This window comes from Ralstonia flatus (assembly GCF_958439105.1).
Taxonomy (GTDB): domain Bacteria; phylum Pseudomonadota; class Gammaproteobacteria; order Burkholderiales; family Burkholderiaceae; genus Ralstonia; species Ralstonia flatus.
This window is the reverse complement of record NZ_CAUDLI010000001.1, coordinates 187047-214022: the sequence shown is the minus strand read 5'-3', so window position 1 is coordinate 214022 and position 26976 is coordinate 187047. Positions and strand designations below refer to the sequence as shown.

General features: G+C 63.4%; 22 protein-coding genes. 13 read left to right on the top strand and 9 right to left on the bottom strand.

Annotated features, from left to right (window positions below; translation table 11 throughout):
• The first annotated feature begins 75 nt into the window (after positions 1-75).
• From R2676_RS01000 to R2676_RS00985, 4 genes are read left to right on the top strand one after another with little or no spacing between them, the layout of a single operon-like run.
• The gene (locus R2676_RS01000) at positions 76-945 is read left to right on the top strand and encodes a branched-chain amino acid ABC transporter permease (RefSeq protein ID WP_206275074.1); all 870 of its coding nucleotides are present in this window, start codon (positions 76-78) and stop codon (positions 943-945) included.
• Positions 942-1976 (top strand): branched-chain amino acid ABC transporter permease, encoded by a 1035-nt coding sequence (locus R2676_RS00995; RefSeq protein ID WP_206275075.1) that lies wholly within the window; start codon positions 942-944, stop codon positions 1974-1976. Before R2676_RS01000 ends, R2676_RS00995 begins: the two co-directional genes overlap by 4 nt.
• Positions 1973-2746 (top strand): ABC transporter ATP-binding protein, encoded by a 774-nt coding sequence (locus R2676_RS00990; RefSeq protein WP_206275076.1) that lies wholly within the window; start codon positions 1973-1975, stop codon positions 2744-2746. Before R2676_RS00995 ends, R2676_RS00990 begins: the two co-directional genes overlap by 4 nt.
• Positions 2739-3440 (top strand): ABC transporter ATP-binding protein, encoded by a 702-nt coding sequence (locus R2676_RS00985; RefSeq protein ID WP_206275077.1) that lies wholly within the window; start codon positions 2739-2741, stop codon positions 3438-3440. The genes R2676_RS00990 and R2676_RS00985 overlap by 8 nt, the downstream gene beginning before the upstream one ends.
• Positions 3441-3443: 3 nt before the next feature.
• Here R2676_RS00985 and R2676_RS00980 read toward each other — a convergent pair whose 3' ends face one another.
• Both R2676_RS00980 and R2676_RS00975 read right to left on the bottom strand, forming a co-directional pair.
• On the bottom strand, positions 3444-4610 hold the full coding sequence (locus tag R2676_RS00980; RefSeq protein ID WP_206275078.1) for an ABC transporter substrate-binding protein: 1167 nt from the start codon (positions 4608-4610) through the stop codon (positions 3444-3446).
• 139 nt (positions 4611-4749) lie between these two features.
• On the bottom strand, positions 4750-5727 hold the full coding sequence (locus R2676_RS00975; RefSeq protein WP_102066904.1) for a LysR family transcriptional regulator: 978 nt from the start codon (positions 5725-5727) through the stop codon (positions 4750-4752).
• Positions 5728-5847: 120 nt separating this feature from the next.
• On the opposite strand from R2676_RS00975, the gene pobA reads away from it, so the two are divergent.
• Positions 5848-7074 (top strand): 4-hydroxybenzoate 3-monooxygenase, encoded by a 1227-nt coding sequence (gene pobA, locus R2676_RS00970; RefSeq protein ID WP_206275079.1) that lies wholly within the window; start codon positions 5848-5850, stop codon positions 7072-7074.
• Here the strand turns inward: pobA and R2676_RS00965 are convergent.
• Complete coding sequence (locus R2676_RS00965) at positions 7052-8161, bottom strand: endo alpha-1,4 polygalactosaminidase (RefSeq protein ID WP_206275080.1); 1110 nt, start codon at positions 8159-8161, stop codon at positions 7052-7054. The genes pobA and R2676_RS00965 overlap by 23 nt on opposite strands.
• 311 nt (positions 8162-8472) lie before the next feature.
• On the opposite strand from R2676_RS00965, the gene R2676_RS00960 reads away from it, so the two are divergent.
• The 3 genes from R2676_RS00960 to R2676_RS00950 all read left to right on the top strand — a co-directional run bounded on the left by R2676_RS00960 (position 8473) and on the right by R2676_RS00950 (position 10798).
• A complete protein-coding gene (locus R2676_RS00960; protein ID WP_004631110.1) occupies positions 8473-8766 on the top strand; it encodes a hypothetical protein in 294 nt (97 codons plus the stop codon).
• Positions 8767-9113: 347 nt separating this feature from the next.
• Positions 9114-9332, top strand: a complete 219-nt coding sequence (gene infA / locus R2676_RS00955) for a translation initiation factor IF-1 (RefSeq protein WP_004631109.1) — start codon at positions 9114-9116, stop codon at positions 9330-9332.
• A gap of 470 nt (positions 9333-9802) precedes the next feature.
• Entirely contained in the window at positions 9803-10798 is a 996-nt protein-coding gene (locus tag R2676_RS00950; RefSeq protein WP_206275081.1) for a hypothetical protein, read from the top strand.
• 131 nt (positions 10799-10929) lie between these two features.
• On the opposite strand, the gene galU is transcribed toward R2676_RS00950, so the two are convergent.
• Both galU and R2676_RS00940 read right to left on the bottom strand, forming a co-directional pair.
• Positions 10930-11802: a UTP--glucose-1-phosphate uridylyltransferase GalU gene (gene galU, locus R2676_RS00945; protein ID WP_027680889.1), complete on the bottom strand. Its 873-nt coding sequence runs from the start codon at positions 11800-11802 to the stop codon at positions 10930-10932.
• A gap of 40 nt (positions 11803-11842) precedes the next feature.
• Positions 11843-14719 carry a valine--tRNA ligase gene (locus R2676_RS00940; RefSeq protein WP_206275082.1) on the bottom strand — a complete coding sequence of 959 codons (2877 nt, stop codon included), beginning with the start codon at positions 14717-14719 and terminating at the stop codon, positions 11843-11845.
• Positions 14720-14869: 150 nt separating this feature from the next.
• On the opposite strand from R2676_RS00940, the gene R2676_RS00935 reads away from it, so the two are divergent.
• Entirely contained in the window at positions 14870-17230 is a 2361-nt protein-coding gene (locus tag R2676_RS00935) for a UvrD-helicase domain-containing protein (RefSeq protein WP_206275083.1), read from the top strand.
• A 25-nt stretch (positions 17231-17255) separates the two neighbouring features.
• Here the strand turns inward: R2676_RS00935 and R2676_RS00930 are convergent, their stop codons facing one another.
• The 4 genes from R2676_RS00930 to R2676_RS00915 form a co-directional block, all read right to left on the bottom strand.
• Positions 17256-18053 (bottom strand): BPSS1780 family membrane protein, encoded by a 798-nt coding sequence (locus tag R2676_RS00930; RefSeq protein WP_027680892.1) that lies wholly within the window; start codon positions 18051-18053, stop codon positions 17256-17258.
• The gene (locus tag R2676_RS00925; RefSeq protein WP_206275084.1) at positions 18044-19048 is read right to left on the bottom strand and encodes a homoserine kinase; all 1005 of its coding nucleotides are present in this window, start codon (positions 19046-19048) and stop codon (positions 18044-18046) included. The genes R2676_RS00930 and R2676_RS00925 overlap by 10 nt, the downstream gene beginning before the upstream one ends.
• An 85-nt stretch (positions 19049-19133) precedes the next feature.
• Positions 19134-19562 carry a hypothetical protein gene (locus R2676_RS00920; protein WP_206275278.1) on the bottom strand — a complete coding sequence of 143 codons (429 nt, stop codon included), beginning with the start codon at positions 19560-19562 and terminating at the stop codon, positions 19134-19136.
• A 94-nt stretch (positions 19563-19656) separates the two neighbouring features.
• Positions 19657-20610, bottom strand: coding sequence for an LOG family protein (locus R2676_RS00915; protein WP_206275085.1), 954 nt, complete (start codon positions 20608-20610; stop codon positions 19657-19659).
• Between the two features lie 4 nt (positions 20611-20614).
• On the opposite strand from R2676_RS00915, the gene polA reads away from it, so the two are divergent.
• The 4 genes from polA (at position 20615) to R2676_RS00895 (ending at position 26916) form a co-directional block, all read left to right on the top strand.
• Entirely contained in the window at positions 20615-23428 is a 2814-nt protein-coding gene (polA, locus tag R2676_RS00910; RefSeq protein ID WP_206275086.1) for a DNA polymerase I, read from the top strand.
• A gap of 207 nt (positions 23429-23635) precedes the next feature.
• Positions 23636-24970, top strand: coding sequence for an NAD(P)/FAD-dependent oxidoreductase (locus tag R2676_RS00905; RefSeq protein ID WP_206275087.1), 1335 nt, complete (start codon positions 23636-23638; stop codon positions 24968-24970).
• A 109-nt stretch (positions 24971-25079) separates the two neighbouring features.
• Positions 25080-25958: a dienelactone hydrolase family protein gene (locus R2676_RS00900; RefSeq protein ID WP_206275088.1), complete on the top strand. Its 879-nt coding sequence runs from the start codon at positions 25080-25082 to the stop codon at positions 25956-25958.
• 151 nt (positions 25959-26109) lie between these two features.
• Entirely contained in the window at positions 26110-26916 is an 807-nt protein-coding gene (locus R2676_RS00895; RefSeq protein ID WP_027680899.1) for a ZIP family metal transporter, read from the top strand.
• Positions 26917-26976 lie beyond the last annotated feature (60 nt).

Below are 26976 nucleotides of genomic sequence, written 5' to 3'. Positions count from 1 at the left end.
TCTCCGCAGAGACGCCACGCAACACACCGGGCAAACTGGCCGCCGAGCCGGGAAAAAAGCCCAAGGAGGAGACCCATGCTCAGCGCATTGGGTGTGTTGTTCGACGGGCTGGCCTACGGCAGCCTGCTGTTCCTGATCAGCATCGGCCTGTCGGTCACGATGGGCCTGATGAACTTCATCAACCTCGCGCACGGGGCCTTCGCCATGGCGGGCGGCTATGTGTGCGTGGTGCTGATGAACCGACTCGGCGTGCCGTTTCTGGCGACGCTGCCCATCGTTTTCCTTGTCACCGCCGCTATCGGTTTTGTGCTGGAGCGCACGCTGTATCGGCGGCTCTATCGCGCGAGCCCGCTCGATCAGGTGCTGTTCTCCATCGCGCTCGTTTTCATGGCGATGGCGGGTGCGACTTACGTGTGGGGGCCGTCGCAGCAGCCTGTCGAACTCCCCGAGATGTTGCGCGGGCAATGGCGGGTTTCCGATAGCGGATTGGAAGTCGGGCGTTATCGCCTGTTTCTGATTGGCGTCGTGATTGCGCTGACGGCGCTGCTCGCGTGGCTGATCGAGCGCACGCGCTTCGGCGCGCAGGTGAGGGCGTCCGTGGACAACCAGCAGGCGTCTGCAGGCCTGGGCATCAACGTGAGCCTGGTGTTTTCCGTCACGTTCGCGCTGGGCTCAGGGTTGGCAGGGCTGGGCGGCGGATTGGGCATCGACGTGCTCGGGCTCGACCCGGCCTTCCCGATCAAATACATGGTGTACTTCCTGCTCGTGGTGGCAGTCGGCGGCGCCGGTTCCATCAAGGGCACATTGCTGGCGGCGCTTGTGCTGGGCGTGTTCGACGTAGCCGGCAAGTACTACGTGCCCGACGTGGGCGCGTTCGTCATCTACGGGTTGATGGTCGTGCTGCTCGTGTTCTTCCCGAGCGGTTTGCTGGGGAGGCGCGCATGAGTGTCCTGCAGCAGTTGAGGCGGTCAGCCCGGCCTGTTGAGCGCTCCGCCGCACATGGGTTGCCGGAAGCACGGTGGTCACCGTTCGAGATCGCATTCTGGTGCGTGCCGATTGCGGTGTTCTTTCTTCTTCCCGATTACCTTGTCTTCGGCAGCCAGGTGCTGATCGTCGGGCTGTTTGCGTTGTCGCTCGATCTGGTGCTCGGCTATGCGGGCATCGTGTCGCTGGGGCATGCTGGCTTCTTCGGGCTTGGCGCCTACACCGCCGGACTGCTCGCGGCGCATGGCTGGGGTGAACCGCTCAGCGGTCTGGCTGCTGGCGCTGTCGTCGCCGCGCTGGCTGGCTTCTGTGTGAGCTTTCTCGTCGTGCGCGGCCAGGATCTGACGCGGCTGATGGTCACGCTCGGCATCGGCCTGATGCTGTACGAAGCGGCCAACAAGATGGCGTTTCTCACGGGCGGTGTCGATGGCCTTTCCGGTGTGACGATGCGCAACCTGCTCGGCACGTTCGCGTTCGATCTGGAGGGGCGCACGGCTTACGTCTACAGCCTGGTCGTGCTGTTTCTGGCGTTTGTAGGGTTGCGTCGCCTGGTGCGCTCCCCGTTCGGGTTGTCGCTGCGCGGCATTCAGCAGGGGCCGAAGCGCATGCCAGCCATCGGCGCGAATGTTCGCATGCGGCTGGTTGCGGCGTTTACCGTGAGTGCGGCGATTGCCGGTGTCGCCGGCGGATTGCTCGCGCAGACCACGCAATTTGTCGGACTGGATTCGCTGGGCTTCTCGCGTTCGGCAGAGCTGCTGATCATGCTCGTGCTGGGCGGTGCCGGCCGGTTGTACGGCGCGCTGATCGGCGCAGCGGTGTTCATGATTGCGCAGGACGTGTTGGCCGGCATCAATCCTGTCTATTGGCAGTTCTGGATCGGCCTGCTGCTGATGGTGATCGTGCTGTTTGCGCGCGGCGGCATTCTCGGCGGGTTGGAGGCTGCCGTATCTGCGGTCAAGGCGCGTGGTTCTCGCAAGGGAGGTGCGTCATGACTGCACCGAAGATGCATCCTCCGCCCACATTGAGCACGCGCGGCCTGTCCAGGCGCTGGGGCGGCTTTCACGCCAATTCCGATATCTCGCTGTCTTTTACGCCCGGCGCGCGCCACGCGTTGATCGGCCCGAACGGCGCGGGCAAGACGACCTTCATCGATCTGCTCACCGGTACGCTCGCACCCACGGCGGGCCAGGTGCTGCTGGACGATGAAGACATCACCCGGCTGCCTGCGCACCAGCGCGTCAAGCGCGGCATCACGCGCACATTCCAGATCAACACGTTGTTTCCGGGGTTGACGGTGCTGGAATCGGTGATGCTCGCCATCTTCGAGCGTACGGGCGCGTCGTGGCATTGGCACCGTACCGTCGCGTCGCACAAGGATGCCCGCGACGAAGCGATGGCATTGCTCTGCCGCCTGCAACTCGGCGCCGACGCGCTGTCGCCCACGCATGCCTTGCCTTACGGAAAACAGCGTCTAGTGGAAATCGCCCTGGCGCTCGCGACGCATCCGCGCATCCTGCTCCTCGACGAGCCTGCCGCCGGCATCCCGAGCGGACAAAGCACCGAACTGTTCGAGGTCATCGCCAGCTTGCCACGCGACATCACGATCCTCTTCATCGAGCACGACATGAACCTCGTGTTCCGCTTTGCCGAGCGCATCAGCGTGCTGGTCGCCGGGCGCGTGCTGACCGAAGGCACGCCGCAGGAGATCGCCGCTGACCCGCGTGTGCGCGAGGTCTACCTCGGGGAGGCCGAGCATGCGTGACCTGTTGTCGTTCGAACATGTGACCGCCGGCTACGGCAATGCAGTCGTGCTGGATGATGTGTCGTTCGCCTTGGAGACCGGCGGCAGTCTCGCGCTGCTGGGTCGCAACGGTGTCGGCAAGACCACGCTGCTCGCCACGCTGATGGGCTTTACGCGCCTGCACGGCGGACGTATTCGCTGGCAGGGCGCGGATATTGCCAAGGTGCCGCCGCACCGGCGGGCCCGTGCGGGGCTCGGCTGGGTGCCGCAGGAGCGATGGATGTTTCCATCGCTGACGGTGGAAGAGCATCTGACCGCCGTGGCGCGACCCGGCGCCTGGGATGTGGCGCGCATCTACAAGACGTTTCCGCGTTTGCAGGAGCGGCGCCGCAATCTCGGCAATCAGCTGTCGGGCGGGGAGCAGCAGATGGTTGCCATCGCCCGCGCGCTTGTGACGAATCCCGCGCTGCTGCTGTTGGATGAACCGATGGAAGGCCTCGCGCCGATCATCGTGCAGGAGCTTGGCCGCGCCATCCGCGCGCTCGTTGAGGAGGGCGGCATGGCGGTGATCCTGGTGGAGCAGCATGCGCGTCTGGCGCTGCAACTCACGCAGCGCGCGCTGGTGCTCGATCGCGGCCGGATCGTGCACGCATCAGCCAGCGCCGATCTGCTGGCCGATGCGCCGTTGCTGCAACGGCTCGTGGCGGTTGCGTAGTGCTTATTTGCCCGGGTCCTTCACGTCGGCAAACTTGTCGAACTCGACGTTGTACAGCTCGTTGCCGACCTTCTCCACCTTGCGGATGTAGACCGTCTGCACCACGTCGCGCGTGGCCGGGTCGATGGTGAGCGGCCCGCGCGGGCTGTCGATCTTCATGCCCTTGAAGGCGGCCATGGCCTTCTCGCCGTCGATCTTGCCGCCGAGCTTGTTGATCACGTTGTAGATCGCGCCGATGCCGTCATACGCGGCCACCGCCATGAAGTTCGGGCGGCCTGCACCTGGGTTGGCGTCGGCAAAGGCTTTCAGGAAGGTCTTGTTCTGTGCGGAGTCGTGCGCGGCCGAGTAGTGGAACGACGTGATGACACCCAGCGTCGAGTCGCCCATGGCTGGCAGCACGTGGTCGTCGGTCAGATCGCCTGTCGCGATGACCTTGATCCCGGCCTGCGCCAGCCCGCGCTCCCGGAAGCCTTTCATGAACGCCACACCTTGCTCGCCGGCCGGCAGGAAGACGAACACTGCTTGCGGCTTGGTGTCTTTCACGCGCTGGATGAACGGCGCGAATTCAGGATTGCGCAGCGGCACGCGTACGGCTTCCACGACCTGGCCGCCGCCGGCAGTGAACGTCTGCTTGAACGCGTTCTCCGCATCGACGCCAGGCGCGTAATCGGCTACCACGGTCGCCACCTGTTTGATGCCGTTCTTCAGGGCCCACGAGGCGATCGGCGTGGAGATCTGAGGCAACGTCATCGACACACGCGTCACATAGTCCGACTTGGTCGTAATGGACGACGATGCCGCATTGAAGATCACCATCGGCTTCTTGGCCTGCTGCGCGATGGGCGCCACGGCCAGCGCTTCCGGCGTGAGGCCGAAGCCCGCGAGGAAATCCACCTTGTCGCGCACCACGAGTTCTTGTGCGAGGCGCTTGGCAACGTCCGGCACGGGGCCGGTTGTGTCCTTTACGATGATCTGCACCTGCCGCCCACCGGCGGTCGTGCCATGCAGCTTCTGGTATGCCTTGATGCCGTCTTCCATCTGCTTGCCATAGTCGGCAAAGGGGCCCGAGAAAGGCGCGATCAGGCCGATCTTGATGGGCTCGTCCGCAAAGGCGGGCAGGCCGATCATCAGCGCACCGGCAACGGCAGTCAGCAGCACACGACGTTTCATGAAGGTCTCCAAAGGTTGATCGGCAAGCGTGAGCCGAAAGACACTGCAACGGCGTCGCCTGCGCGTGCCAGCGATCCTAAAGGCTCCTTGTTCGCAATGCAATCGAGTGTTCGGATTGTGAACACTTGCCATAGCTCGGCTATTTCGTGTTCTTGCGTTTGGCAGGCCGATGGCCGGGTTCGCGCCATTCGTCCGCCTCGTCGTTGAACAGCGATGACACCAGCGCCCGGAACCACTGGCTGCGCGTGTCGTTATGGAACTTGCGATGCCAATGCTGCTTGAGATCGAAGCTTGGCAGTTCCAGCGGGGGCTCCATCACGCAGATGTTTGCGTGCGATTGCATGAACGACAGCCCGACGGCGTGCGGCACCGTCGCAATCAAATCCGTGCGCGCGAGGATGAAAGGAATGCTCATGAAATGCGGCGTGAGCAGAGCCGGCGTCCGTCGGATGCGTTTGCGCTCCAGAAAGCGCTCGTACAGTTCCTGGCTGCGGCCTTCTGCGCGCACCACGGCGTGGCCGTATTCCAGAAACTGCGCCATCGATAGCTTTGTGTTGCCGCCGCGCGTGACAGGATGATCGGCCCGCACGATGCACGTGAAGTAGTGCGTAAACAACCGCTGCTGGAAGAAGTTGTTCTTTTTCAGGTCGGGGAAGTAACCGACGGCGAGATCGAGCGAACCGGTCTCCAGCGCGCGTTCGAGCTGGGCCGGCGGCAGCGACACGGACTGCACCGACGCCCGCGGCGCCTGCCGCGCCATCGCTTCGACAATGCGCGGCAGGAAGACCATCTCGCCTACGTCCGACAACGAGATCGAGAACCTGTGCGTGGTGGTGGCCGGATCGAACGCGCCGGTTTCCAGGATGCCTTCCTGCACACGCGCCAGCACGTCACGCGCCGCAGGAATCAGCGCCAGCGCCCGTGGCGTCGGCTCCATGCCGCGCGAGGTGCGCACGAACAGCGGATCGTCGAATGCAGCGCGCAGCTTGCCCAGCGCCGTGCTCACGCCCGGCTGGCTCATGCCGAGCTGTTGCGCGGCCATGCTCACGCTGCGCGCGTCGTACAGCGCCAGCAGGATCGGCAACAAGTTCAGATCGAAGTCGGGCAGGGTGGACATGGCAATCGCACTATCTGAATTGGAGATAAAGTTTATCGCCAATATTGCATTGTGCGATATCAGGGTGCGCGCCAACAATGCTTGCCAGAACGATTCCAAATCCATCCGGAGACAACCATCATGCGCACCCAGGTCGCCATCATTGGCGCAGGTCCGGCAGGCCTTTTGCTCGGACAGCTTCTGCACCGCAACGGCATCGACGCCGTCATCCTCGAAACCAAGAGCCGCGCGTACGTTGAAGAGCGCATCCGCGCCGGCGTGCTGGAGCAAGGCACGGTCGACGTGCTCAACGAAGCGGGCGTGGGCGGGCGCATGCGGCGCGAGGGGCTCGTGCACCACGGTATCGACCTGCTCTTCGGCGGCAAGCGCCACCGCATCGACCTGACGGCGATGTCGGGCGGCCGCTCGATCACCGTGTATGGGCAGCACGAGGTGGTGAAGGATCTGATTGCCGCACGCGTGGAGCAAGGTGCGCCGCTGTTGTTCGATGTGAGCGATGTGTCGGTGCACGATATCGAGTCGGCCACGCCGTCGGTGCAGTTCGTCCACGACGGCGTGCCGCAGACATTGCAATGCGATTACATCGCCGGATGCGATGGCTTTCACGGCATCTGCCGGCAGGCCATCCCGGCACAGCGGCAAGCGGTGTTCGAACGCGTCTATCCCTTTGCGTGGCTTGGCATCCTGGCAGAAGCTGAACCGGCGGCGGAAGAGCTCATCTACGCAAACCATGATCGCGGCTTTGCGCTGTTCAGCATGCGCTCACCCAGGATCACGCGGCTTTACCTGCAATGCAAGCCGGACGAGGACCTGGCTGAATGGTCCGATGCGCGCATCTGGGACGAGCTGCACACGCGCCTGGAAAACAACGACGGCTGGCGCCTGAAGGAAGGCCCGATCCTGCAGAAAAGCGTCACGCCGATGCGCAGCTTCGTCTGCGAGACGATGCAGTATGGGCGCCTTTTCCTGGCGGGCGATGCTGCGCACATCGTGCCGCCTACCGGCGCGAAAGGCATGAACCTCGCCGTCGCCGATGTGCGCGTCCTGGCCCAGGCGCTCACGGCACGCTACAAGCAGAACGACACCGCCCAGCTCGCAGGCTACGCCGAACGCTGCCTGCAACGCGTCTGGCGCGCCGAGCATTTCTCCTGGTGGATGACGTCGATGCTGCATCGCTTTGACGACCACACGCCGTTCATGCAGAAGCTGCAGCGCGCCGAACTGGACTACGTGACCAGCTCGGCTGCCGGCGCGCGCGTGCTGGCCGAAAACTACGTCGGCCTGCCGTTTGCCGATGCACCGGCCGGTGCGTCGTTGAGCGTGGTCAGTCATTCCAGGGCGGCGTAGTCGTCGGTTTGGACAGCGCAATGCGCGAGACCAGCGGGTGGAAGCCTAGCCCGCGCGACGGCGTGTAGACCTTCTGCGCATTGGCAGTCTTCAACGCGTAGTCGATCGTGAAGACGGGCACGTTGCCGGCGCAGTATTTCTGCAACTGCTCGATCGTCCATTGCGTGTCGACGGTGCTTGCAGCCTTGTCGCCACCGGAGGCGCTGCTCCATGCGGCGCCGGCACTGCCTCCGAACCACGTGTCTTCCTGCGAGATGCCATCGATCGTCGCCAGCAACGTTGATCCACCGCCATCATCGATCAGCGAAGGTGCGTTTTGCTGGAGCACCGCAAACTGCGGGTTGATGGCGCGCCCCGCCGCACGGATCTTGGCGATGAAGTCCACCATGGCCTGGGCCGGGTCGACGCCTGCCGCCTGGGCCGCGTCCGCTACCGAAGGCTCGGCATACGCCTCTACCCAATCCAGATAGACGCCATCGAACCCTTCGCGCGCCAGTTGCGCAACGGCACCGTTTGGCCCGAGCCAGAGCGCTTGCCAGCGCGGGTCCCAGAACGCGACGGGGTAGTCGCCCGCCCAGCCATCGGGGTCGGCCTTGATGATGAAGTCGGGAGTGCCGGGGCCGCTCGCTGTGGGCGCCTTCCAGCTTGATGTCCAGTAGGTGCGAAAGTCTTCGGCCTCGCCAATGTCGATGTAGGCGAGCACTTTGCGGGCGGAGCCGTCGGGCTTGGTGCGCAGGCGCGCCACCATGTCGACCGTGTTGAAGTTCTCGAGCCCCTTGACCGTGTTGTTGGCCTCGATCACCAGCATGTCGTACGGCTGCGCGTCCAGCGCATCGATTTGCGCGCTCGTCGTCATGCCCTGCAACTGATACATCCACGTCTGCACGCCGGCCAACGGAGAAGTGCCATTGATGCCGCAAGCGGGGGAGGCACTGGCGGCCGCCGCAGCCGGAGTTTTCGAGGCTGCGTTCTGCGCATTGGAAGCCGTGCTGGCTTGCGGGCTCAGTGACGAACCGCCGTCGCCGCCACCGCAGGCAGACAGCAGCAGTCCGGCACACGCCAGGGCAATCGGAGAGATCAGGCGCATTGTCATTTTTAAGGGGGGAGAGTGGGAACCTTGCTGTGGACGCCGGGCACCGGCCACCGGTTGAATGCCGTGGCAAACACCAATTCAAGCTAGCACAATCGGATTGCGCCGCACCCTGCCGTGGAGGGGTGACGATGTGAAACTTCTTCAGACCAGCCTTCGCGGTGATGCCGAAGGCGTTACCACGGCTGGCGGGCGTGTGCTTGTTGCGCTCTGCCCGCAGTCAAACGTTGCGACTGCTTTCATCGCCATGCAAAACGCACGGGTGTATAGTCAGACAGCACTCGACGTTCAAGAAGGGGGCATTTCAGATGGACACTTCGCCGGCGGGCCAATACAAAGGCTTCGACATTTATCCGTTGGCTTTCCAACATGAACGCACGGCACGCTGGCCCGAGGCCAGGGAAGACCGCAGCTACAACGCGGCCGTGATGATCTGTCGGGCGGGGGAGTCGCCCGAACCCGGGCAGACACAGGTCTTCCGCCTATCGGGGGATCGGCAATTCAGCAATGTGGGCGCTGCACGCATTGCTGCGCTGCGCTTCGCTGAGAGCATCATCGATGGCGACGTTCCTGAACTGTCGCTTCCTGCTGACGGCGCCTGAAACCGCGGAACCCGCCCGTGGTAGAATAGCGGGCGAATCCGGCTCGCCGCCGGGCCAGTCATGGCCGGCAGCAGCTGAGTCCAGCACCGGGGAATACCCCGCGCCGAGTCGGGCGGCGCGCATCTGCGACCGCCACCCATCCTCGCTCTCGCTTGCACGAAGCGGCGCACGCCATAGGCGGGCGCGATTTGTGTTTCGTGCAACTCGGTACCCCCCAAGCCCGCTGTCCGGGCAGATGATCGCAGCGTACCGCTGCATGCCGTTCCAGGCGTGTGGCGTGGTTCCGGTGGGTCATCACATCATTGCAACCATCGGCGCAGCCGCGTGCTGCATACAAAGGAACGAGTTTGGCCAAGGAAGAACTGATTGAATTTGAAGGGGTGGTGTCTGAAGCGCTGCCCGACAATCGTTTTCGCGTGCAGTTGGAAAACGGCGTGGAAATCTGGGCTTACGCATCGGGCAAGATGCAGAAGCACCGCATCCGCATTCTCGCGGGCGACCGCGTGAAGCTGGAAATGTCGCCGTACGACCTCACCAAAGGTCGCATCAACTACCGGCACAAGTAAAAACGGCTGTGTCGCCAAGACGTCCGTCCAGCGGGCGTTTCAAAGAAACCGCGTGTCCTGCAGACCCGCGGTTTTTTTATGTTTGTTGCGTAAGCAGCGTTAAATTTCGTTGATCTCCCGGCAACATCCGGTATCATCCCGCTTGGCTGTCGACGGGGGGAACACAGTTGGCAGCCAACTGAAGTGCAGGGCTTGTCATATTTTCAAGCCGCGAGCAGCCTCTGGGCGTGCCCGCGCCAGCTGTACCAGTCCATCAATAAGCGCACGGCCGTTGATCGATCCATCGACTCAGCAGGACCTCTAATCGCGCATCCATTCGCCGACCGGGGCGTCATCTGACGCTCGCACCCGTTCGGTGTTCAGTGTGTCAAAGGAGTCACACCACATCGGGATACCGCACAGGTAGGACGGCGCTTGTCCATCGAAGTACTGGGCGTAAGGTTTTGCGTCCGAGGGAATAGAAAATCACAATGTTGGAAACCAAGAAAGCAGCACAGAGGGCGGCGCGCATGAGCCTGCGCGCTTTGGTAGGTCTGACGGCGGCGGTGACGCTGACAGGCTTGGGAACACAAACCGCCTCGGCACAGGCCACGCGTCCGAAGGCACCAATCTACGGCGTCACCGTTGACGACGTCAGCAACATCAATGCGATTGTGGCGTCGCTGACGCACTTGCCCTACAAGCCGACCGTGCGTGTGGTCTTTGACCCGGGTACGACGGCTGCGCAGTACTACCCGGCACTCGTCAAGCTTCATGCTGTCGCCTACGTGATGGGCGAGATCATGGACTCGTACTACTTCCCGAGCGATCTGCAGACGTACACCGACCGGACCAAAGAACTGGTGGGTACGCTGAAGAACGTGGTGGACGTGTGGGAAATCGCTAACGAGATCAATGGGGAGTGGCTGCGCCCGGACCCGACCGGCCCCAATTCGGTGGCCGCGAGTGAGGAGCGGGACATCGGGAACATGGTGGCGGCGGCGCATGACGTCGTCAAAGCCGCAGGCGGCCTGACCGCGGTCACGATGTACTACAACGACGACGGCAAGGGCACGAACTGCTACGAGCTGCCGATGGACTCGTGGCGCACGTGGGCACAGACGTATCTGCCCGCGCGCGTGCGTCAAGGTGCTGACTACGCGTTGTTCAGCTACTACCCGTACCAGGACTGCCCCGGTTTGCATCCGACGTGGGCAAACGATTTCAAGTTGCTTGAAAGCATCTTCCCGGTGGCAAAGGTGGGCTTCGGCGAGATCGGCACGTCCAGCACGTCGGCGCCGGCATCGGTGCAGCAGAACCTGCTCAAGTCGTACTACCCGATGGGCACCACCACGATGGCCTCGGACCCGCGCTTCATCGGCGGTTACTTCTGGTGGAACTACGCTGAACAGATGCTCCCGTACAGCACCAGCTCGTACTGGAGCCTGCTGAACAACACCATCAAGCCGCTGGCAGCACCGCAATAAGAAGAGGCTGCAGCCTCTCGTTGCAAAAGGGTGAGACTCCGCGCCGGACGGACGGGACACGATCCGGCAACAAAAAACCCGCGCAGCGTAAGCTGGCGCGGGTTTTTTCTATGGCGACGTGCGCGTTGGACTCAGCCGCGGGCCGCCAGATACGCGCGGAATTCGTCGGCGACTTCCTTGTGCTTGAGCGCCAGCTCCACCGTAGCCTTCAGGTAGCCCAGCTTGCTGCCGCAGTCGTAGCGCACGCCCTTGTAGCGATACGCCAGCACCTGCTCGGCCGACAGCAGCGACTGGATGGCGTCCGTCAGTTGCAGTTCGCCGCCCGCGCCCGGCTTGAGGTTGCGGATGTGATCAAAAATGCGCGGCGTGAGGATGTAGCGGCCGACCACGCCAAGGTTGGACGGTGCATTTTCGGGCGCCGGCTTCTCGATGATGCCCGACATCTTGATCACGCTGCCGTCTTCTTCCCACGGGCGGCCATCGACCACGCCATACGAGCGGCTCTGCTCCGGGTCGATCTCTTCCACTCCGATCACCGAGCAGTTGTAGTGGTCGTACAGGTCGACCATCTGCTTCATGACGGGCGGCTCGCCGTCCAGCAGGTCGTCGGCCAGGATGACGGCAAACGGCGCATCGCCGACGAGCTTTTCAGCGCATTGCACCGCATGGCCCAGGCCCAGCGCTTCCGGCTGGCGCACGTAGAAGCAATCCACATGCGACGGCTTGATCGAGCGCACGACTTCAAGCAGCGCGGTCTTCTGCTTCGCTTCGAGTTCGGCTTCCAGCTCGTAGGCCTTGTCGAAGTGGTCTTCAATGGCGCGCTTGCTGCGGCCGGTCACGAAGATCATCTCGGTGATGCCGGCAGCCATGGCTTCTTCCACGGCGTACTGGATCAGCGGCTTGTCCACGACCGGCAGCATTTCCTTCGGGCTGGCCTTGGTGGCCGGCAGAAAGCGGGTTCCGAGCCCCGCGACGGGGAAAACGGCTTTGGTGACGCGTTGCATCGTGGTTTCCTTGGTATCGATTATCGATTGTGCGGGACGCTCAGGCAGCCTGCACCGGCAGCCGTGCAATCTGGGCTTCCAGCTTGGCCAGCGTGGCTTTGAAGTCGGTCACGCGCTTTTGTTCCTGTTCCACCACGGCGGCCGGTGCGCGGGCGACGAACGATTCGTTGCCGAGCTTGGCTTCGCACTTGGTGATCTCACCGCGCAGGCGGTCGATTTCCTTCGACAGCCGCGCATGCTCGGCAGCCACGTCGATCTCAATCTTCAGCAGCAGTTTGTTCTCGCCGACGATTGCGACCGGTGCGCCGGCACCATCCTGTTCCATGGCGGCCGCGTCCGTGTAGACCTTCACCTCAGACAGCTTGCCGAGCGCTTGCACGTACGGCGCCGCCACCTGCAGGAATGCGGCGTCGCCATTGACGTACAGCGGCACGCGCTGGGCGGGGGAGATGTTCATTTCGCCGCGCAGATTGCGGCAGGCATCGACCAACGCCTTCAACTGCTGGACCCATTGCTCGGCCTGCTCGTCGATCTTTGCCAGCACCGCGCGCGGGTATTCCTGCAGCGCGAGGCTTTCGGTGCCGTCGCCCTTGGCGCGGCCGGCCATCGGCGCAACCTTCTGCCAGAGTTCTTCGGTAATGAACGGAATGATGGGATGCGCCAGGCGCAGCACCGTTTCCAGCACGCGCAACAGCGTGCGGCGCGTGGCGCGCTGCTGCGCCGGCGTGCCGGTCTGGATCTGCACCTTGGCCAGTTCCAGGTACCAGTCGCAGTATTCGTCCCAGACGAACTTGTAGATGGCGTTGGCGATGTTGTCGAAGCGGTAGTCGGCAAAGCCTTTTTCCACTTCGGTTTCCACGCGCTGCAGCAGCGAGACGATCCAGCGGTCGGCTTGCGAGAAGTCCAGATGGCCTTCGGGGCCGCAGTCACCGACGCATTCCTGCATGCCGCAGTCCTGGCCTTCGGTGTTCATCAGCACGAAGCGCGTGGCATTCCAGAGCTTGTTGCAGAAGTTGCGATAGCCCTCGCAGCGGCTGGGGTCAAAGTTGATGCTGCGGCCGAGCGTGGCGAGCGAGGCGAACGTGAAGCGCAGCGCGTCGGCACCGAACGCCGGAATGCCGTCCGGGAATTCCTTGCGCGTGCGCTTCTCGACCTTGGGCGCGTCCTTCGGGCGGCGCAGGCCTGTCGTGCGCTTGGCCAGCAGCGGCTCCAGCGCAATACCGTCGATCAGGTCGACGGGGTCCAGCGTGTTGCCTTCGGACTTGCTCATCTTCTTGCCTTCCGAATCGCGCACCAGGCCGTGCACGTAGACGGTGTGGAAGGGCACCTCACCGGTGAAGTGCAGGGTCATCATGACCATGCGCGCCACCCAGAAGAAGATGATGTCGTAGCCCGTGACCAGCACGGTCGACGGCAGGAAATGCTTCAGTTCCGGCGTATCGGCAGGCCAGCCCAGCGACGAGAACGGCACCAGTGCCGCCGAGAACCACGTGTCCAGCACGTCTTCGTCACGCGTGAGCGCGCCGGTGTAACCCTTGGCTGCGGCTTGGGCGCGAACTTCTTCTTCCGTGCGGCCAACGTAGACGTTGCCGGCTTCATCAAACCACGCCGGAATCTGGTGGCCCCACCACAGTTGGCGAGAGATGCACCAGTCCTGGATGTTGTTCAGCCACTGGTTGTACGTGTTGACCCACTGCTCCGGCACCAGCTTGATCTTGCCGCTCTGCACCGCGTCCAGCGCGACTTCAGCGATGGAGCGGCCCGGGAAGCGCGTGCCTTCCGGCGCCGGCTTGCTCATGGCGACGAACCATTGGTCGGTCAGCATCGGCTCGATGACCACGCCGGTGCGGTCGCCGCGCGGCACCATCAGCGTGTGCTTCTTCACCTCGGCCAGCAGGCCCTGCGCTTCGAGATCCTCGACGATCTTCTTGCGCGCGTCGAAGCGATCCAGGCCGGCATAGGCGGCGGGGGCATCGGCAACGATCTTCGCGTCGAGTGTCAGGATCGACAGCTGCGGCAGCTTGTGACGCTGGCCAACCGCGTAATCGTTGAAATCGTGGCCGGGCGTCACCTTGACCACGCCGGTGCCGAATTCGCGGTCGACGTACTCGTCGGCAATCACGGGAATCTTGCGATCGGTCAGCGGCAGGTGGACGAACTTGCCGATGAGGTGGGCGTAGCGTTCGTCCTCAGGGTGCACCATCACGGCCGTGTCGCCGAGCATCGTTTCCGGACGGGTGGTGGCGACCGTCAAATGCGTCAGGCCATGCACGGCGTCCGGTTCGGCCAGCGGATAGCGGATGTGCCACAGCGAGCCTTCTTCTTCCTCGCTCACCACTTCCAGGTCGGACACGGCGGTGCCCAGCACCGGATCCCAGTTGACGAGGCGCTTGCCGCGGTAGATCAGGCCCTGCTCATATAGACGCACGAACACGTCGCTGACGGCGCGCGACATCTTCGGGTCCATCGTGAAGTATTCGCGCTCCCAGTCGATCGAGGCGCCCATGCGGCGCACCTGGCGGGTGATGGTCGAGCCCGATTGCTCCTTCCATTCCCACACCTTTTCGACGAACTTCTCGCGGCCCATGTCGTGGCGCGATACGCCCTGGGCATCCAGCTGGCGCTCGACGACGATCTGCGTGGCGATGCCCGCGTGGTCGGTGCCCGGTACCCACAGCGTGTTGGCGCCCGACATGCGCGCGTGGCGCGTCAGGCCGTCCATGATGGTCTGGTTGAACGCGTGGCCCATGTGCAGCGTGCCCGTCACGTTCGGCGGCGGCAGCTGGATACAGAAGTCGGGTTTGCCGGCTTCGAGCGTCGCGCGGGAGACGCCCATCGCTTCCCACGCCGCGCTCCACTTCTGCTCGATGGTGGCGGGTTCGAAGCTCTTGGCGAGGGACTGGTTTTGATCGGTCATGCTGACAGGGCGCGGTGGGCGCAAAAAGACGTTTGGCCCAAGAAAATGGCGGGCGAAAGCTTGGAATTATACGGCGTGTCGATGTCCGGCACGGGCGAAGCGGCGAATGCGGCCGGTATAATTTGAGGATTCTGCCGAGGCTCCTCCCGCATGTCCGACCTGCTCGCCAATCTGAACCCCGAACAACGCGCTGCCATCACGCTTCCCGATGAATCGGCGCTGATCCTGGCGGGGGCGGGCAGCGGCAAGACGCGCGTGCTGACCACCCGCATCGCCTGGCTGATCCAGAGTGCGCGGGTGTCGCCGTCGGGTGTGCTGGCCGTCACGTTTACGAACAAGGCGGCCAAGGAAATGACGGCCCGCCTGCAGGCCATGCTGCCGATCAACACGCGCGCCATGTGGATCGGCACGTTCCACGGGCTGTGCAACCGGTTGCTGCGCGCGCATTTCCGCGATGCCGGTCTGCCGCAGACGTTCCAGATCCTCGATACGCAAGACCAGCTGTCCGCCGTCAAGCGCCTGCTCAAGTCGCTCAATATCGACGACGAGAAATTCCCACCCAAGAACGTCCAGTACTTCATCAACGGGGCCAAGGAGCAGGGACTGCGCGCGGGCGACCTGGAAATCGCCAACGAATACGACCGCCGCATGGCCGATCTCTACGCCGCCTACGACGCGCAATGCCAGCGTGAAGGCGTGGTCGATTTTGCCGAGCTGCTGCTGCGCTGCTACGAACTGCTGCGTTACAACGACGCCATCCGCGCGCACTATCAACGGCGCTTCAAGCACATCCTGGTGGACGAGTTCCAGGATACGAACAAGCTGCAATACGCCTGGCTGAAGATCCTCGCCGGGCTGGGCGAGCCGGGTGTCACGCCCAACGCCATCTTTGCCGTGGGCGACGATGACCAGAGCATCTATGCGTTTCGTGGCGCGAACGTCGGAAACATGGTCGACTTTGAGCGCGAATTCCGTGTCGAGCACCGCATCAAGCTCGAACAGAACTACCGCTCGCACGGCCACATCCTGGATACCGCCAACCACCTGATCTCGCACAACACGCGTCGTCTGGGCAAGAACCTGCGCACCGACGCCGGCCATGGCGAGCCGGTGCGCGTCTACCAGGCCGCGACGGATGGGCAGGAAGCCGGCTGGATTGTCGATGAGATCCGCGACCGGATTGCCACCGGCATGTCGCGCTCGGAAATCGCCATCCTGTATCGCAGCAATGCACAGTCGCGGGTGATCGAGCATGCCCTGTTCTCGGCCGGCATCCCGTACAAGGTGTACGGCGGCCTGCGCTTCTTCGAGCGCGCGGAAATCAAGCACGCGCTCGCGTATCTTCAGCTTCTTGAGAATCCCGACAATGACGCGGCGTTTGGGCGCGTGGTGAATTTCCCGGCGCGTGGCGTCGGGGCCCGTTCGCTGGAGCAGTTGCAGGATGCGGCGCGGCTCTATGGCATTTCGCTCGCGGCGGCGGTGCCGTATCTGACGGGGGCCGCGGGCACCAAGTTGTCGGCGTTTGTGCGCCTGATCGAGCAGATGCGTGCGGACACGCGCCAGATGACGCTGCCCGAAATCGTCCAGCACGTCATTCACGCCAGCGGCTTGATCACGCATTACCAGGGCGAGAAGGAAGGCCAGGACCGCATCGAGAACTTGCAGGAACTGGTGACCGCCGCCCAAGCCTTCGTCGCTGAAGAAGGCTACGGCGTGGATGCGATTGCGACCGCGCTGCCCGTGCGCCACGACGCCATGCTGCGCATCGAAGGCGGCGAGATCGATACCGCTTCTGAGCTCGTCACCGACGAAACGCCTGCAGAGATGACGCCGCTGGTGGCATTTCTCACGCATGCCTCTCTGGAAGCTGGCGACAACCAGGCCCAGGCAGGCCAGGATGCCGTGCAGATGATGACGGTGCATGCGGCGAAGGGGCTGGAATTCCACGTGGTCTTCATCACCGGGCTGGAAGAAGGGTTGTTCCCCCACGAAAACAGCCAGATGGAAAAGGACGGCCTGGAGGAAGAGCGCCGCCTGATGTACGTGGCGATTACCCGGGCCCGCGAGCGGTTGTATCTGTCGTTCGCGCAAAGCCGCGTTCTGCATGGTCAGATCCGCTACCACATCCGCTCACGCTTCTTTGACGAGTTGCCCGAAGACACACTGAAGTGGCTGACCCCTCAGCATTCGGGCTACCAGGCCACGCGCCGCGTGCAAGGTGATACCGCGTGGGGCAAGGATTGGTTCAAGCGCCCCGAGCGCGGCGATGACGACGCCTACACGGGCCGCCCGACCGGCGGCATGGACACCGGCAAGAACTACGCCGATGCCAAGCGCGCAGAGGCCACGGGCTTCCGCGTGGGCCAATCGGTGTTCCACAACAAGTTTGGGGAAGGCGTCATCACGACGCTGGAAGGCGAGGGCGCCGAGGCGCGTGCCCAGATCAAATTCAACCGCCACGGGGTGAAGACGCTGGCGCTGGGTATCGCCAAGCTAGACCCGATCAACTGAGCGCTGATCGGGGCGTTGGGCTAGATCAGGCGGTCGTGTCAGTCGTCTGGCCGGCCGCTTGCGTCACGTTGAAGCAGCCGCGGTAGGTGGCGTAGAACGAGCAGTACAGCACGGCCATCACCAGAATCCGATACGGCGTGGCGATGATGGGGGCGATATTGTTGGCACCGCTCGACGCGAACAACGCATCGATGAACAGCGGCACCGCGATCAGCAGGATTGCCACCAAGACGCCGTACGCGATGAACGCGGCGCGGTTGCGCCAGACGGCCATCCAGCTGAAGAACAGCGCCTTGCCCACGGGAATGCCGTGCCACGCCACCAGCAATGGCGCAAACCAGAACAGCACCGCCACCGGGATATACAGCACCGAGCCCATCACCATGGCGAGGTAGAACTCGCGGATGGCGTCCGTGGTGAGCGGTTTGTCGGTGACCACCGTCATCAGCGTGTCGACATCCACCATGGTCATCAGCACGCCGCTGACCACCAGCACCAGCACGCCGTAGATGCCGCCAAGCTTGAGCAGCGCCCGCATCGCATCCTTGCCGTACGCGCGAAAGCCGGCGATGAGCGACGCCGGCCCGACGCGCTTGCCCGCCACCGTATCGCGACAGGCCGACATGAAGCCGACGAAGATGGCTGGATTGACGAGCAGGATGGCAAACACACCAATCGGCGGCACCAGCAGCATCAGCAGGTTGACCGCAAACAGGTAGATGAACAGCAGCAGCAAGAATCCGATCGGGTTCTTGCGAAACAGCCACGCACCCTGGCGTAGCCAGACGTAGCCTTGCTTGGCCGGTACTTCAATCAGTTGCATGGTTGGGGAAGATCCAGAGTCAGGCCACCCGCGCCAACCCGTTCGCGCAGCACGCGCTCGAAGTGGGTGGGGTCATGCGGCTTGAGCAGTTCGGCATCGCGCGGGAGATAGAAATCCCACAGGCGCGAGACCCAGAAGCGGTATGCCGCGGCACGCAGCATGTCTTGCCAGTGCCGCGCTTCCGTGTGGGTAAACGGGCGCACAGCGTGATACGCGCCCAGCATCGCACGTGCCCGCTCGTCGTCCAACACGCCGGTGGCCAGGTCGATGCACCAGTCGTTGACGGTGACGGCCACGTCGAAGAGCCACTTGTCGACACCGGCAAAGTAAAAGTCGAAGAAGCCGCCCAGGCGCTCCGGCTGGCCGTCGGCGGCCGGCTCGAACAGCACGTTGTCGCGGAAGAGGTCGCAGTGGCACGGGCCTTCGGGCAGCGCAGCGTAGTCAGCGCTGGCAAAGAAGCGTTGCTGATGTGCGAGTTCGCTTTCGAGCAGCGCGCGCGTGTCGCCGTGCACGAACGGTACGACATCCGGCACGACCTCGTTCCACCACGGGAGGCTGCGCAGATTTGGCTGATGGCGCGGATAGTCGCGTCCGGCCAGATGCATGCGCGCGAGCATGTCGCCGACGATGGCGCATTCCGACACCGTCGGCGCCAGGTTGGACCGGCCTGCCAGACGCGTCACGATGGTCGCGGGCTTGCCGTTGAGCGTGCGCAGGATTTCGCCGTCGCGGCCGGCAATCGGCGCCGGCACGCTGATGTCGTGCTGCGCCAGATGCTGCATCAGATAGAGGTAGAACGGAAGTTGCTCGTGCGTCAGCCGTTCGAACAGGGTGACGACGTATTCGTGCGTCTGCCCGTCTTTTTCCGTGGTCAGGAAGAAATTGGAGTTTTCGATCCCGGAGGGGATGCCGCGAAATGCGCGCACGGCGCCCACATCGTATTGATCCAGCCAGAGAGCGATCTCGGCGTCGGAAACCGGGGTGAAAACAGCCATGCTTCAGGAACGGGAAACGGGTGGAGGGAAAGGCAGCCGGCCCACCGTGGAGCCGGCTTGCAGGCGCCGCGCTTGCGGCGCGGGCTTAGAACTTCAGGACGTTGACCGAGGGCACCCGGTCGATATCGCCGCGCTCGCGGATACGCGGCGAGCTGTCTTCAGGCTTGCTGAGGTTGTAGGACGTGCCCATGCCGGACTTGACATGGATATCCGGCGCCTGGCCCTTCTGGAACCGGTATTCCTCGACCTGCGTACCGTCGTTGTCGCGGTAGTCGAAGCTCGGCTTGACGCGCTCGTTGTGGATCGCGCCGCGGGTCGGCTTGGAAATCGGCTGATTGTTGATCGCCTTGACGTCGGGCAGGTCCAGGCCGGCGCTGTCGGAAGTCACCTCGGCGTGCGCGGGCAGGGCGAGGCAGAAAACGGCCCCTGCCAGCAGCCCAGCGTGGCGCATGAGGCGCGCGGCGCTGGCAAAGCCGGAGTGGGCAGGGGCGGACGGGTGAAGCAGCGAATCCATCATGGACTCCGGCGGGTGATCTGGGACCCTACATTCTAGCAGTCCGGCTTCCCGCCATCGTCCGTTCATGTGGCGCCGAATGTCACACCCGAAGTTACAGATAGAACATCTCTTCCTTGGGCGGAATCGGCGAGGTGCCTTCGCGCTTTTCGTAGAACTCGTAGACGGCGTCCAGCGCGTCCTTGGGCTCGTCGACGATGCGCATGATGTCGAGGTCGTGCTCCGCAATGAGGCCCATCGGCAGCAGGGTAAAGCGGAACCAGTCGAGCAGACCCTTCCAGAAATGGCTGCCGAACATGATCACCGGCACGCTCCGCGATTTGCCCGTCTGGACGAGCGTCAGCACTTCAGCCAGCTCATCGAGCGTGCCGAAACCGCCCGGCATGACGATGAACGCGTCGGAATTCTTCACGAACGTGACCTTGCGCGTGAAGAAATGGCGGAAGCGCATCGAAATGTCCTGATACCGATTGCCTTGCTGTTCGTGCGGCAGTTCGATGTTCAGGCCGACGCTTGCCGACTTGCCGGCGTGCGCGCCTTTGTTGGCCGCTTCCATGATGCCGGGGCCACCGCCGGAGATGACGGCGAAGCCCGCATCCGAGAACAGTCGGGCGATTTCGATGGTGCGTTCGTAGTACGGCGAATCCTCGCGCAGACGCGCGCTGCCGTAGATCGAGACGGCCGGACGGATCTCCGAGAGGTACTCCGTTGCCTCGATGAACTCTGCCATAATCGTGAACATCTGCCAGGAGGCGCGCGCTTTCTTTGCGGTAGCGCGTTCTTCGTCGGCGAGTGCCCGCAGGCTGGGGATCATCTTGCGATCGGTGCGGCCATGTGACACGTCTGCTTTGGGCTCGTGTTCAACGCCCACTGTCACGTTGACGTCCATGTCGGCCGTGGTGGCCTGGCGCGAGGGGCTCACTCCGGTCAGTTCAGCCGCCGACACCTCGGCCGAGGAAGCGCCAGCAGCCTGCTTTGCCACGCCGCCTTCTGCGGAAGCGCCATTATCGGAAACGCCTTTTGGCGTTCCAGTCACATTAGAGTCCATGGGAATGTCGGAAAGTCAAGAAACGCTGTTGCTCGTCGATGGCTCGAGTTATCTGTACCGTGCCTATCACGCACTGCCCGACTTGCGAAACGGAGAAGGGTTTCCTACGGGGGCCATCTACGGCATCGTGAACATGCTGCGCAAACTGCGCAACGACTACCCGGCCAAGTATAGCGCTTGCATTTTCGACGCCAAAGGCAAGACCTTTCGCGACGACCTCTATCCGGCCTACAAGGAGCACCGCGCGCCCATGCCCGACGACCTGCGCGCGCAGATCGAACCGATCCACGAAGCCGTGCGGGCATTGGGCTGGCCCATTCTGGTGATCGAAGGTGTCGAGGCCGACGATGTGATCGGCACCCTGGCTGAACGGGCGGCTCGCGAAGGCGTTCGGACCATCGTCTCAACGGGTGATAAGGACCTCGCCCAACTGGTGAATGACCATGTCACGCTGGTCAACACCATGACCAACGAAACGCTCGACCCGGCCGGCGTGCAAGCCAAGTTCGGCGTGCCGCCCGAGCGCATCGTCGACTATCTCTCGCTGATTGGCGACACCGTGGACAACGTGCCGGGCGTACCGAAGGTGGGGCCGAAAACCGCGGTGAAATGGCTGACGGAGTTCGGCTCGCTCGACAACGTCATCGCGCGCGCGGGCGAGATCAAAGGCGTGGTGGGCGACAACCTGCGCAACACGCTCGAATGGCTGCCCAAGGGCCGCGAACTGCTGACCGTAAAGCTCGACTGCGACCTCAGCAAGGAGGTGCCGACATTCGACGCGCTGATCGACGGTGGCGAAGACAAATCCAAGCTCGTCGATTTTTTCTCGCGCTACGGTTTCAAGACGTGGCTGCGCGAGGCTTCTGGCGATGCGCTGCCCGATACGCGCAGCGTGGGCGCGGCGCGCAAGGCCGCCACGCCCGTGAAGAATTACGCCGGCGAGGCTGCACAACTGCAAGCCCAGGCCAACCTGTTCGACGTTGAAGCGCCGCCCGACGAAATCCAGTATGAGACGGTGACGACCGAGGCGCAGCTCGAATCGTGGATGCAGCGCCTGGACGAAGTGGACCTCGTCTGCATCGACACCGAGACAACGTCCATCGACCCGATGCTCGCGCAATTGGTCGGCATTTCGCTGTCCGTCAAGCCGGGCGAGGCTTGCTACATTCCGGTGGCGCATCGCGGCCCGGACGTCGCGGGGCTTGATGCAGCGGCGCAACTTTCGCGCGACACGGTGCTTGCGCGCATGAAGCTGTGGCTCGAAGACGAATCGCGCAAGAAAGTCGGACAGCATCTGAAGTACGACGCGCATGTGTTTGCCAACCACGGCATCGCGCTGCGCGGCATCGAGCACGACACGATGCTCGAATCGTATGTGCTGGAATCCCACCGCAATCACGGCATGGATGCACTGGCCGAGCGCGTGCTGCACTTGAAGACGATCACCTACGAAGCCGTGTGCGGCAAGGGCGCATCGCAGATCGGCTTCGACGAGGTGCCGCTCGATCGCGCGACCGAATACGCGGCGGAGGACGCCGATATCACGCTGCGTCTGCATCGCACGCTGTTCCCCAAGGTGTCCGAAGATGACAAGCTGCGCTACGTCTACGAGCAGATCGAAATGCCGACGTCCATCGTGCTGCAGAAGATGGAACGCAACGGCGTACTGATCGACGCCGAGCGCCTAGCCAAGCAGAGCAACGAACTGGGCCTGCGCCTGATCGATCTGGAAGCCGAGGCGCACAAGCTTGCGGGGCAGCCGTTCAATCTCGGCTCACCCAAGCAGATCGGCGACATCTTCTTCAACCAGATGAAGTTGCCGATCATCAAGAAGACCGCGAGCGGTGCGCCGTCGACCGACGAAGAAGTGCTGCAGAAGCTGGCCGAAGACTATCCGTTGCCGAAGCTGCTGCTCGATTACCGGGGCCTGGCCAAGCTGAAGTCGACCTACACCGACAAGCTGCCGAAGATGGTCAACCCGCGCACTGGCCGCGTCCACACCACCTACGGTCAGGCGACGGCGGTGACGGGGCGTCTGGCCTCGACCGATCCGAACCTGCAGAATATTCCGGTGCGCACGGAAGAAGGGCGGCGCATCCGCGAAGCGTTCATCGCGCCGGCGGGTAGCGTCATCGTATCGGCCGACTACTCGCAGATTGAACTGCGCATCATGGCGCATCTGTCGCAGGACGAAGGCCTGATGCGCGCATTCCGTGAGGGCCAGGACGTGCACCGCGCCACGGCCGCCGAAGTGTTCAACGTGACGCCGCTGGAGGTCACGCCCGACCAGCGTCGTGTGGCCAAGGTGATCAACTTCGGCCTGATCTACGGCATGAGCGCGTTCGGGCTGGCGAGCAACCTGGGCATTGGGCGTGATGCGGCCAAGCTGTATATCGACCGCTACTTCGCCCGCTACCCCGGCGCCGCGAGCTACATGGACGAAACCCGGCAGAGCGCGCGCGAGCGTGGCTACGTGGAGACGGTCTTCGGCCGCCGCCTGTGGCTGCCCGACATCAACGGCGGCAACGGCCCGCGCCGCCAGGCTGCCGAACGCGCCGCCATCAACGCGCCGATGCAAGGCACGGCAGCTGACCTCATCAAGCTGTCGATGCTGGCCGTGCAAGGCTGGCTCGAAGCGGAAGCGATGCGCTCGCGCCTGGTCATGCAGGTGCACGATGAATTGGTGCTGGAAGTCCCGCAGGACGAGCTTGCCGTGGTGCGCGAGCGCCTGCCGGAGTTGATGTGCAGCGTCGCAACGTTGCGCGTGCCGCTGGTGGCCGAAGTTGGCGTCGGCGCCAACTGGGAAGAGGCGCACTGACGCAATCGCTTGCCCAGCAAGCGCCACGCCGTAAACCAAGGCGTGGCGCGGGCTTGCCTGCCGAGGCAGGCTGCGGATCGCGTCGGCATGCGGTTGTCATGATTTGCCATATCCAAGCGTCCGGGGTTGCGGCGGGTTTTGCGTTGCAGCAGACTGCACCTGACAGATCGAGTGATCGAAAAGATTCAATGGCTCCAGGAGAGGCACATGGCAGGGCAGACGGATGGCGCAGGCGGAACGAACGGGCCGCGCATTGTGGTGGTCGGCGGAGGTGCCGGCGGGTTGGAACTTGCCACGCGGCTCGGTGACAAGCTGGGCAAGCGCGGCGCGGCGCGGATCGTTCTTGTCGATCGCAACCCCACACACATCTGGAAACCGCTGCTGCATGAAGTTGCTGCCGGCAGCATGGATCCGAATACCCATCAGCTCGAATACGCTGCGCAGGCGCGTTGGCATGGCTTCGAATTCCAGCAGGGTGAACTGAAGGGCCTCGACCGCGTCGCCAAATCCATCATCGTGTCGGGATGCGTTGACGCGGACGGCACCGAGGTGCTGCCGGAGCGTGCCATTTCTTACGATACGCTCGTGCTGTCCATTGGCAGCGTGACGCATTTCTTTGGCGTGCCGGGCACAGCTGAGCACGCTATCGCGCTCGACACCGCATGGCAGGCAGAGCGCTTTCGCCGCAAGCTCATCGCGGCATGCATGCGCGCACAGAATGGCGTGGCCGATGCGCGCCCGCAGGTCGACATCGCCATCGTCGGCGCCGGTGCCACGGGCGTGGAACTGTCGGCGGAACTGCGCAACACCGCGCACGTGCTGGCGGCTTACGGCCTGCACAAGCTGGACCCGCGCCACGACATCCGTATCCACCTGATCGAAGGTGGTCCGCGCATTTTGCCGGTGCTCAAGGAGCGCATTTCGGCGGCCACCACGGAGCTGCTGCACAAGCTCGACGTGGACGTCATCACCAGCGAACGGGTGACGGAAGTCACCGCCAGCGCGGTCAACACCGCCAGCGGCAAGTCCATTCCGGCAGATCTGACCGTGTGGGCTGCAGGGATCCGCGCGCCGTCGGTGCTGGGTGAGCTGGGGCTGCCGGTGAACAAGCTGGGGCAGGTGATCGTTTCGCGCACGCTGCAGGTGGAGGGTGACGATTCGATCTACGCCTTTGGTGATTGCGCGAGCTGCCCCTGGCCGGAGGCGTCGTCCAGCGTGCCGCCGCGTGCCCAGGCCGCGCATCAGCAAGCCACGTATCTGTTCGATGCGCTGCGTAAGCGCATGGAAGGCAAGCCGGTCCAGCCTTTCGCGTTCAAGGACCTCGGCTCGCTGGTGTCGCTCGGCCATTTCAGCGCGGTCGGCAGCCTGATGGGCGGGCTGATCGGCGGTTCGATGTTCATCGAAGGGCTGATGGCCCGGTTGATGTACACGTCGCTGTATCGCATGCACGTGCTGGCGCTCCATGGTTGGGTGCGCATGTCGGTCGATACGGTCATGCACTGGCTGCGCAGCAAAACGAATCCGCGCGTCAAGCTGCACTAGGCCGGTCCTGGTACTTGGGCCGGATGCCTGGCTCGGCAGCAATCCATCTGCTTCGGTAGACTAGCCGCTTCGTTCACCGTAACCGCGCCGTGGGCGCGAGGAGAGTGCGATGCAGCTTGATGCAGAAGTGGAGAGTCTGGTACCCGGCCGCAGCTTTGATCGCCGCGGCTTCATGAAGACGGCGCTCGGCTCGGCCTTTGCGGCGGCGGTGCTGCCGGTGTCGGCGCAGACGGTCCATACCGATTTCCATGGGCTGACGGCGGGCGAAGTGACCGTGCCCGTCGGTGATTTCAAGATGCCGGCCTACCGCGCCCAGCCCGAAGGCAAGACGCAGCTGCCGGTGGTCATCGTCGTCAGCGAGATTTTCGGCGTGCACGAATACATCGCCGATATCTGCCGGCGCTTTGCCAAGCTCGGTTACCTGGCGATCGCGCCTGAGTTGTTTGTGCGTCAAGGCGATCCCCAGTCAATCGGCACCATCGCTGAGCTGCAGGAAAAGATCATTTCGAAGGTCCCGGACGCGCAGGTCACGGGCGATCTGGACGCAACGGTGGCGTGGGCCAAGCAGAATGGCGGCGATGCGGCGCGCATCGGTATTACCGGGTTCTGTTGGGGCGGTCGCCAGACGTGGTTGTTTGCCGAGCACAGCCCAGATATCAGAGCCGCTGTCGTGTGGTACGGCCATGTAAAAGGCAATCCGACCGCGCTGCAGCCCGCTTTTCCGATCGATAAAGTGGACGATCTCAAGGCGCCGGTGCTGGGCATGTACGGTGCAAAGGACACTGGCATTACGCAGGATGCCGTCAATGCGATGAAGCAAACCTTGGAGAAATCCAAGAACCCCAAGGCGCACGCGTCGCGCATCATCGTCTACCCGAATTCCGGCCACGCATTTCATGCCGATTACCGCCCAAGCTATGTGAAGGCCGACGCGGAAGACGGCTGGAAGAAGTGCCTCGCCTGGTTCAAGGACCACGGCGTGGTGTAGCAGCGCGACGCGCCCAACGCGAAAGGCTCTGGGGGAGTCGCCCCGGGGCCTTTTTCTTTTGTCTGCACTGGCAAAGGTTGATAAAGCGGCATACAATTCGCCCTTCTTGCAACTCTGTTGCGTTTATCGGCTTCCGCTGCGTTACGTCCGCATGACCTTCGATACCACCCTGTTAGGCATTCTCCTGGCCACCGCGCTGTCCGGCATCGGCAGCATGGCAGGCGCTGCCGTGCTGTCGCTGACGGTGTTGTCGCGCATGGTCGATCGGATGGTCAGTTTTTCGGTGGGCGTGCTGCTGGCCACGTCGCTGCTGCATTCGTTGCCCGAGGCATTCGAAGCGCATCGCGGCATCGAACCCAATACGCATGCGCTGTTTGCCACGCTGCTGGCCGGGCTGCTGGGATTTTTCCTGCTGGAAAAGATCTCGCTGATTCGCCATTCACATCACCACGAGGGCGATGGACATGGCCATCACCACGGCCACGACCGGCAGGAAGCCGGGCGCAGCGGCCTGATGATCCTGGTGGGCGATGGACTGCATAACTTCTCGGACGGCATCGTGATTGCCGCGGCGTTCCTGGCGGACACCAAGGTCGGCATCGTGACGGCGCTGGCGATTGCAGCACACGAGATCCCGCAGGAAATCGGCGATTTCATGGTGCTGCTCAACGCCGGGTTCTCCAAGACGCGCGCCTTCGTCTACAACCTGATCTGCAGCGTCTGCGCGCTGGTGGGTGCGGTGCTGGGGTACTACCTGCTGGACCGTCTGACATCTTGGATTCCGTACGTGCTCGTGGTGGCGTCGAGCAGCTTCATCTACATCGCCGTGTGCGATCTGATGCCGCAAATGAAACGCCGGCCGCGCTGGCAGGAATCGGCCGTGCAGGTCGCATTGATTGCGGCAGGCATCGCGATGATCTTTTTGCTGACCGAAGGTCTGCACGGCCACGCGCACTGAGGCGCCGCATCGCTTAAAAAAAGCCCGGTCGATGCCGGGCTTTTTGCTGCGCGCTGGATT

Bases quoted from the DNA above. Each gene is read 5' to 3' on its own strand.
- R2676_RS01000 (WP_206275074.1), top strand. From the start codon at position 76: ATGCTCAGCGCATTGGGTGTGTTGTTCGACGGGCTGGCCTACGGCAGC.
- R2676_RS00995 (WP_206275075.1), top strand. From the start codon at position 942: ATGAGTGTCCTGCAGCAGTTGAGGCGGTCAGCCCGGCCTGTTGAGCGC.
- R2676_RS00990 (WP_206275076.1), top strand. From the start codon at position 1,973: ATGACTGCACCGAAGATGCATCCTCCGCCCACATTGAGCACGCGCGGC.
- R2676_RS00985 (WP_206275077.1), top strand. From the start codon at position 2,739: ATGCGTGACCTGTTGTCGTTCGAACATGTGACCGCCGGCTACGGCAAT.
- R2676_RS00980 (WP_206275078.1), bottom strand. From the start codon at position 4,610: ATGAAACGTCGTGTGCTGCTGACTGCCGTTGCCGGTGCGCTGATGATC.
- R2676_RS00975 (WP_102066904.1), bottom strand. From the start codon at position 5,727: ATGTCCACCCTGCCCGACTTCGATCTGAACTTGTTGCCGATCCTGCTG.
- pobA (WP_206275079.1), top strand. From the start codon at position 5,848: ATGCGCACCCAGGTCGCCATCATTGGCGCAGGTCCGGCAGGCCTTTTG.
- R2676_RS00965 (WP_206275080.1), bottom strand. From the start codon at position 8,161: ATGCGCCTGATCTCTCCGATTGCCCTGGCGTGTGCCGGACTGCTGCTG.
- R2676_RS00960 (WP_004631110.1), top strand. From the start codon at position 8,473: ATGGACACTTCGCCGGCGGGCCAATACAAAGGCTTCGACATTTATCCG.
- R2676_RS00950 (WP_206275081.1), top strand. From the start codon at position 9,803: ATGTTGGAAACCAAGAAAGCAGCACAGAGGGCGGCGCGCATGAGCCTG.
- galU (WP_027680889.1), bottom strand. From the start codon at position 11,802: ATGCAACGCGTCACCAAAGCCGTTTTCCCCGTCGCGGGGCTCGGAACC.
- R2676_RS00940 (WP_206275082.1), bottom strand. From the start codon at position 14,719: ATGACCGATCAAAACCAGTCCCTCGCCAAGAGCTTCGAACCCGCCACC.
- R2676_RS00935 (WP_206275083.1), top strand. From the start codon at position 14,870: ATGTCCGACCTGCTCGCCAATCTGAACCCCGAACAACGCGCTGCCATC.
- R2676_RS00930 (WP_027680892.1), bottom strand. From the start codon at position 18,053: ATGCAACTGATTGAAGTACCGGCCAAGCAAGGCTACGTCTGGCTACGC.
- R2676_RS00925 (WP_206275084.1), bottom strand. From the start codon at position 19,048: ATGGCTGTTTTCACCCCGGTTTCCGACGCCGAGATCGCTCTCTGGCTG.
- R2676_RS00920 (WP_206275278.1), bottom strand. From the start codon at position 19,562: ATGGATTCGCTGCTTCACCCGTCCGCCCCTGCCCACTCCGGCTTTGCC.
- R2676_RS00915 (WP_206275085.1), bottom strand. From the start codon at position 20,610: ATGGACTCTAATGTGACTGGAACGCCAAAAGGCGTTTCCGATAATGGC.
- polA (WP_206275086.1), top strand. From the start codon at position 20,615: ATGTCGGAAAGTCAAGAAACGCTGTTGCTCGTCGATGGCTCGAGTTAT.
- R2676_RS00905 (WP_206275087.1), top strand. From the start codon at position 23,636: ATGGCAGGGCAGACGGATGGCGCAGGCGGAACGAACGGGCCGCGCATT.
- R2676_RS00900 (WP_206275088.1), top strand. From the start codon at position 25,080: ATGCAGCTTGATGCAGAAGTGGAGAGTCTGGTACCCGGCCGCAGCTTT.
- R2676_RS00895 (WP_027680899.1), top strand. From the start codon at position 26,110: ATGACCTTCGATACCACCCTGTTAGGCATTCTCCTGGCCACCGCGCTG.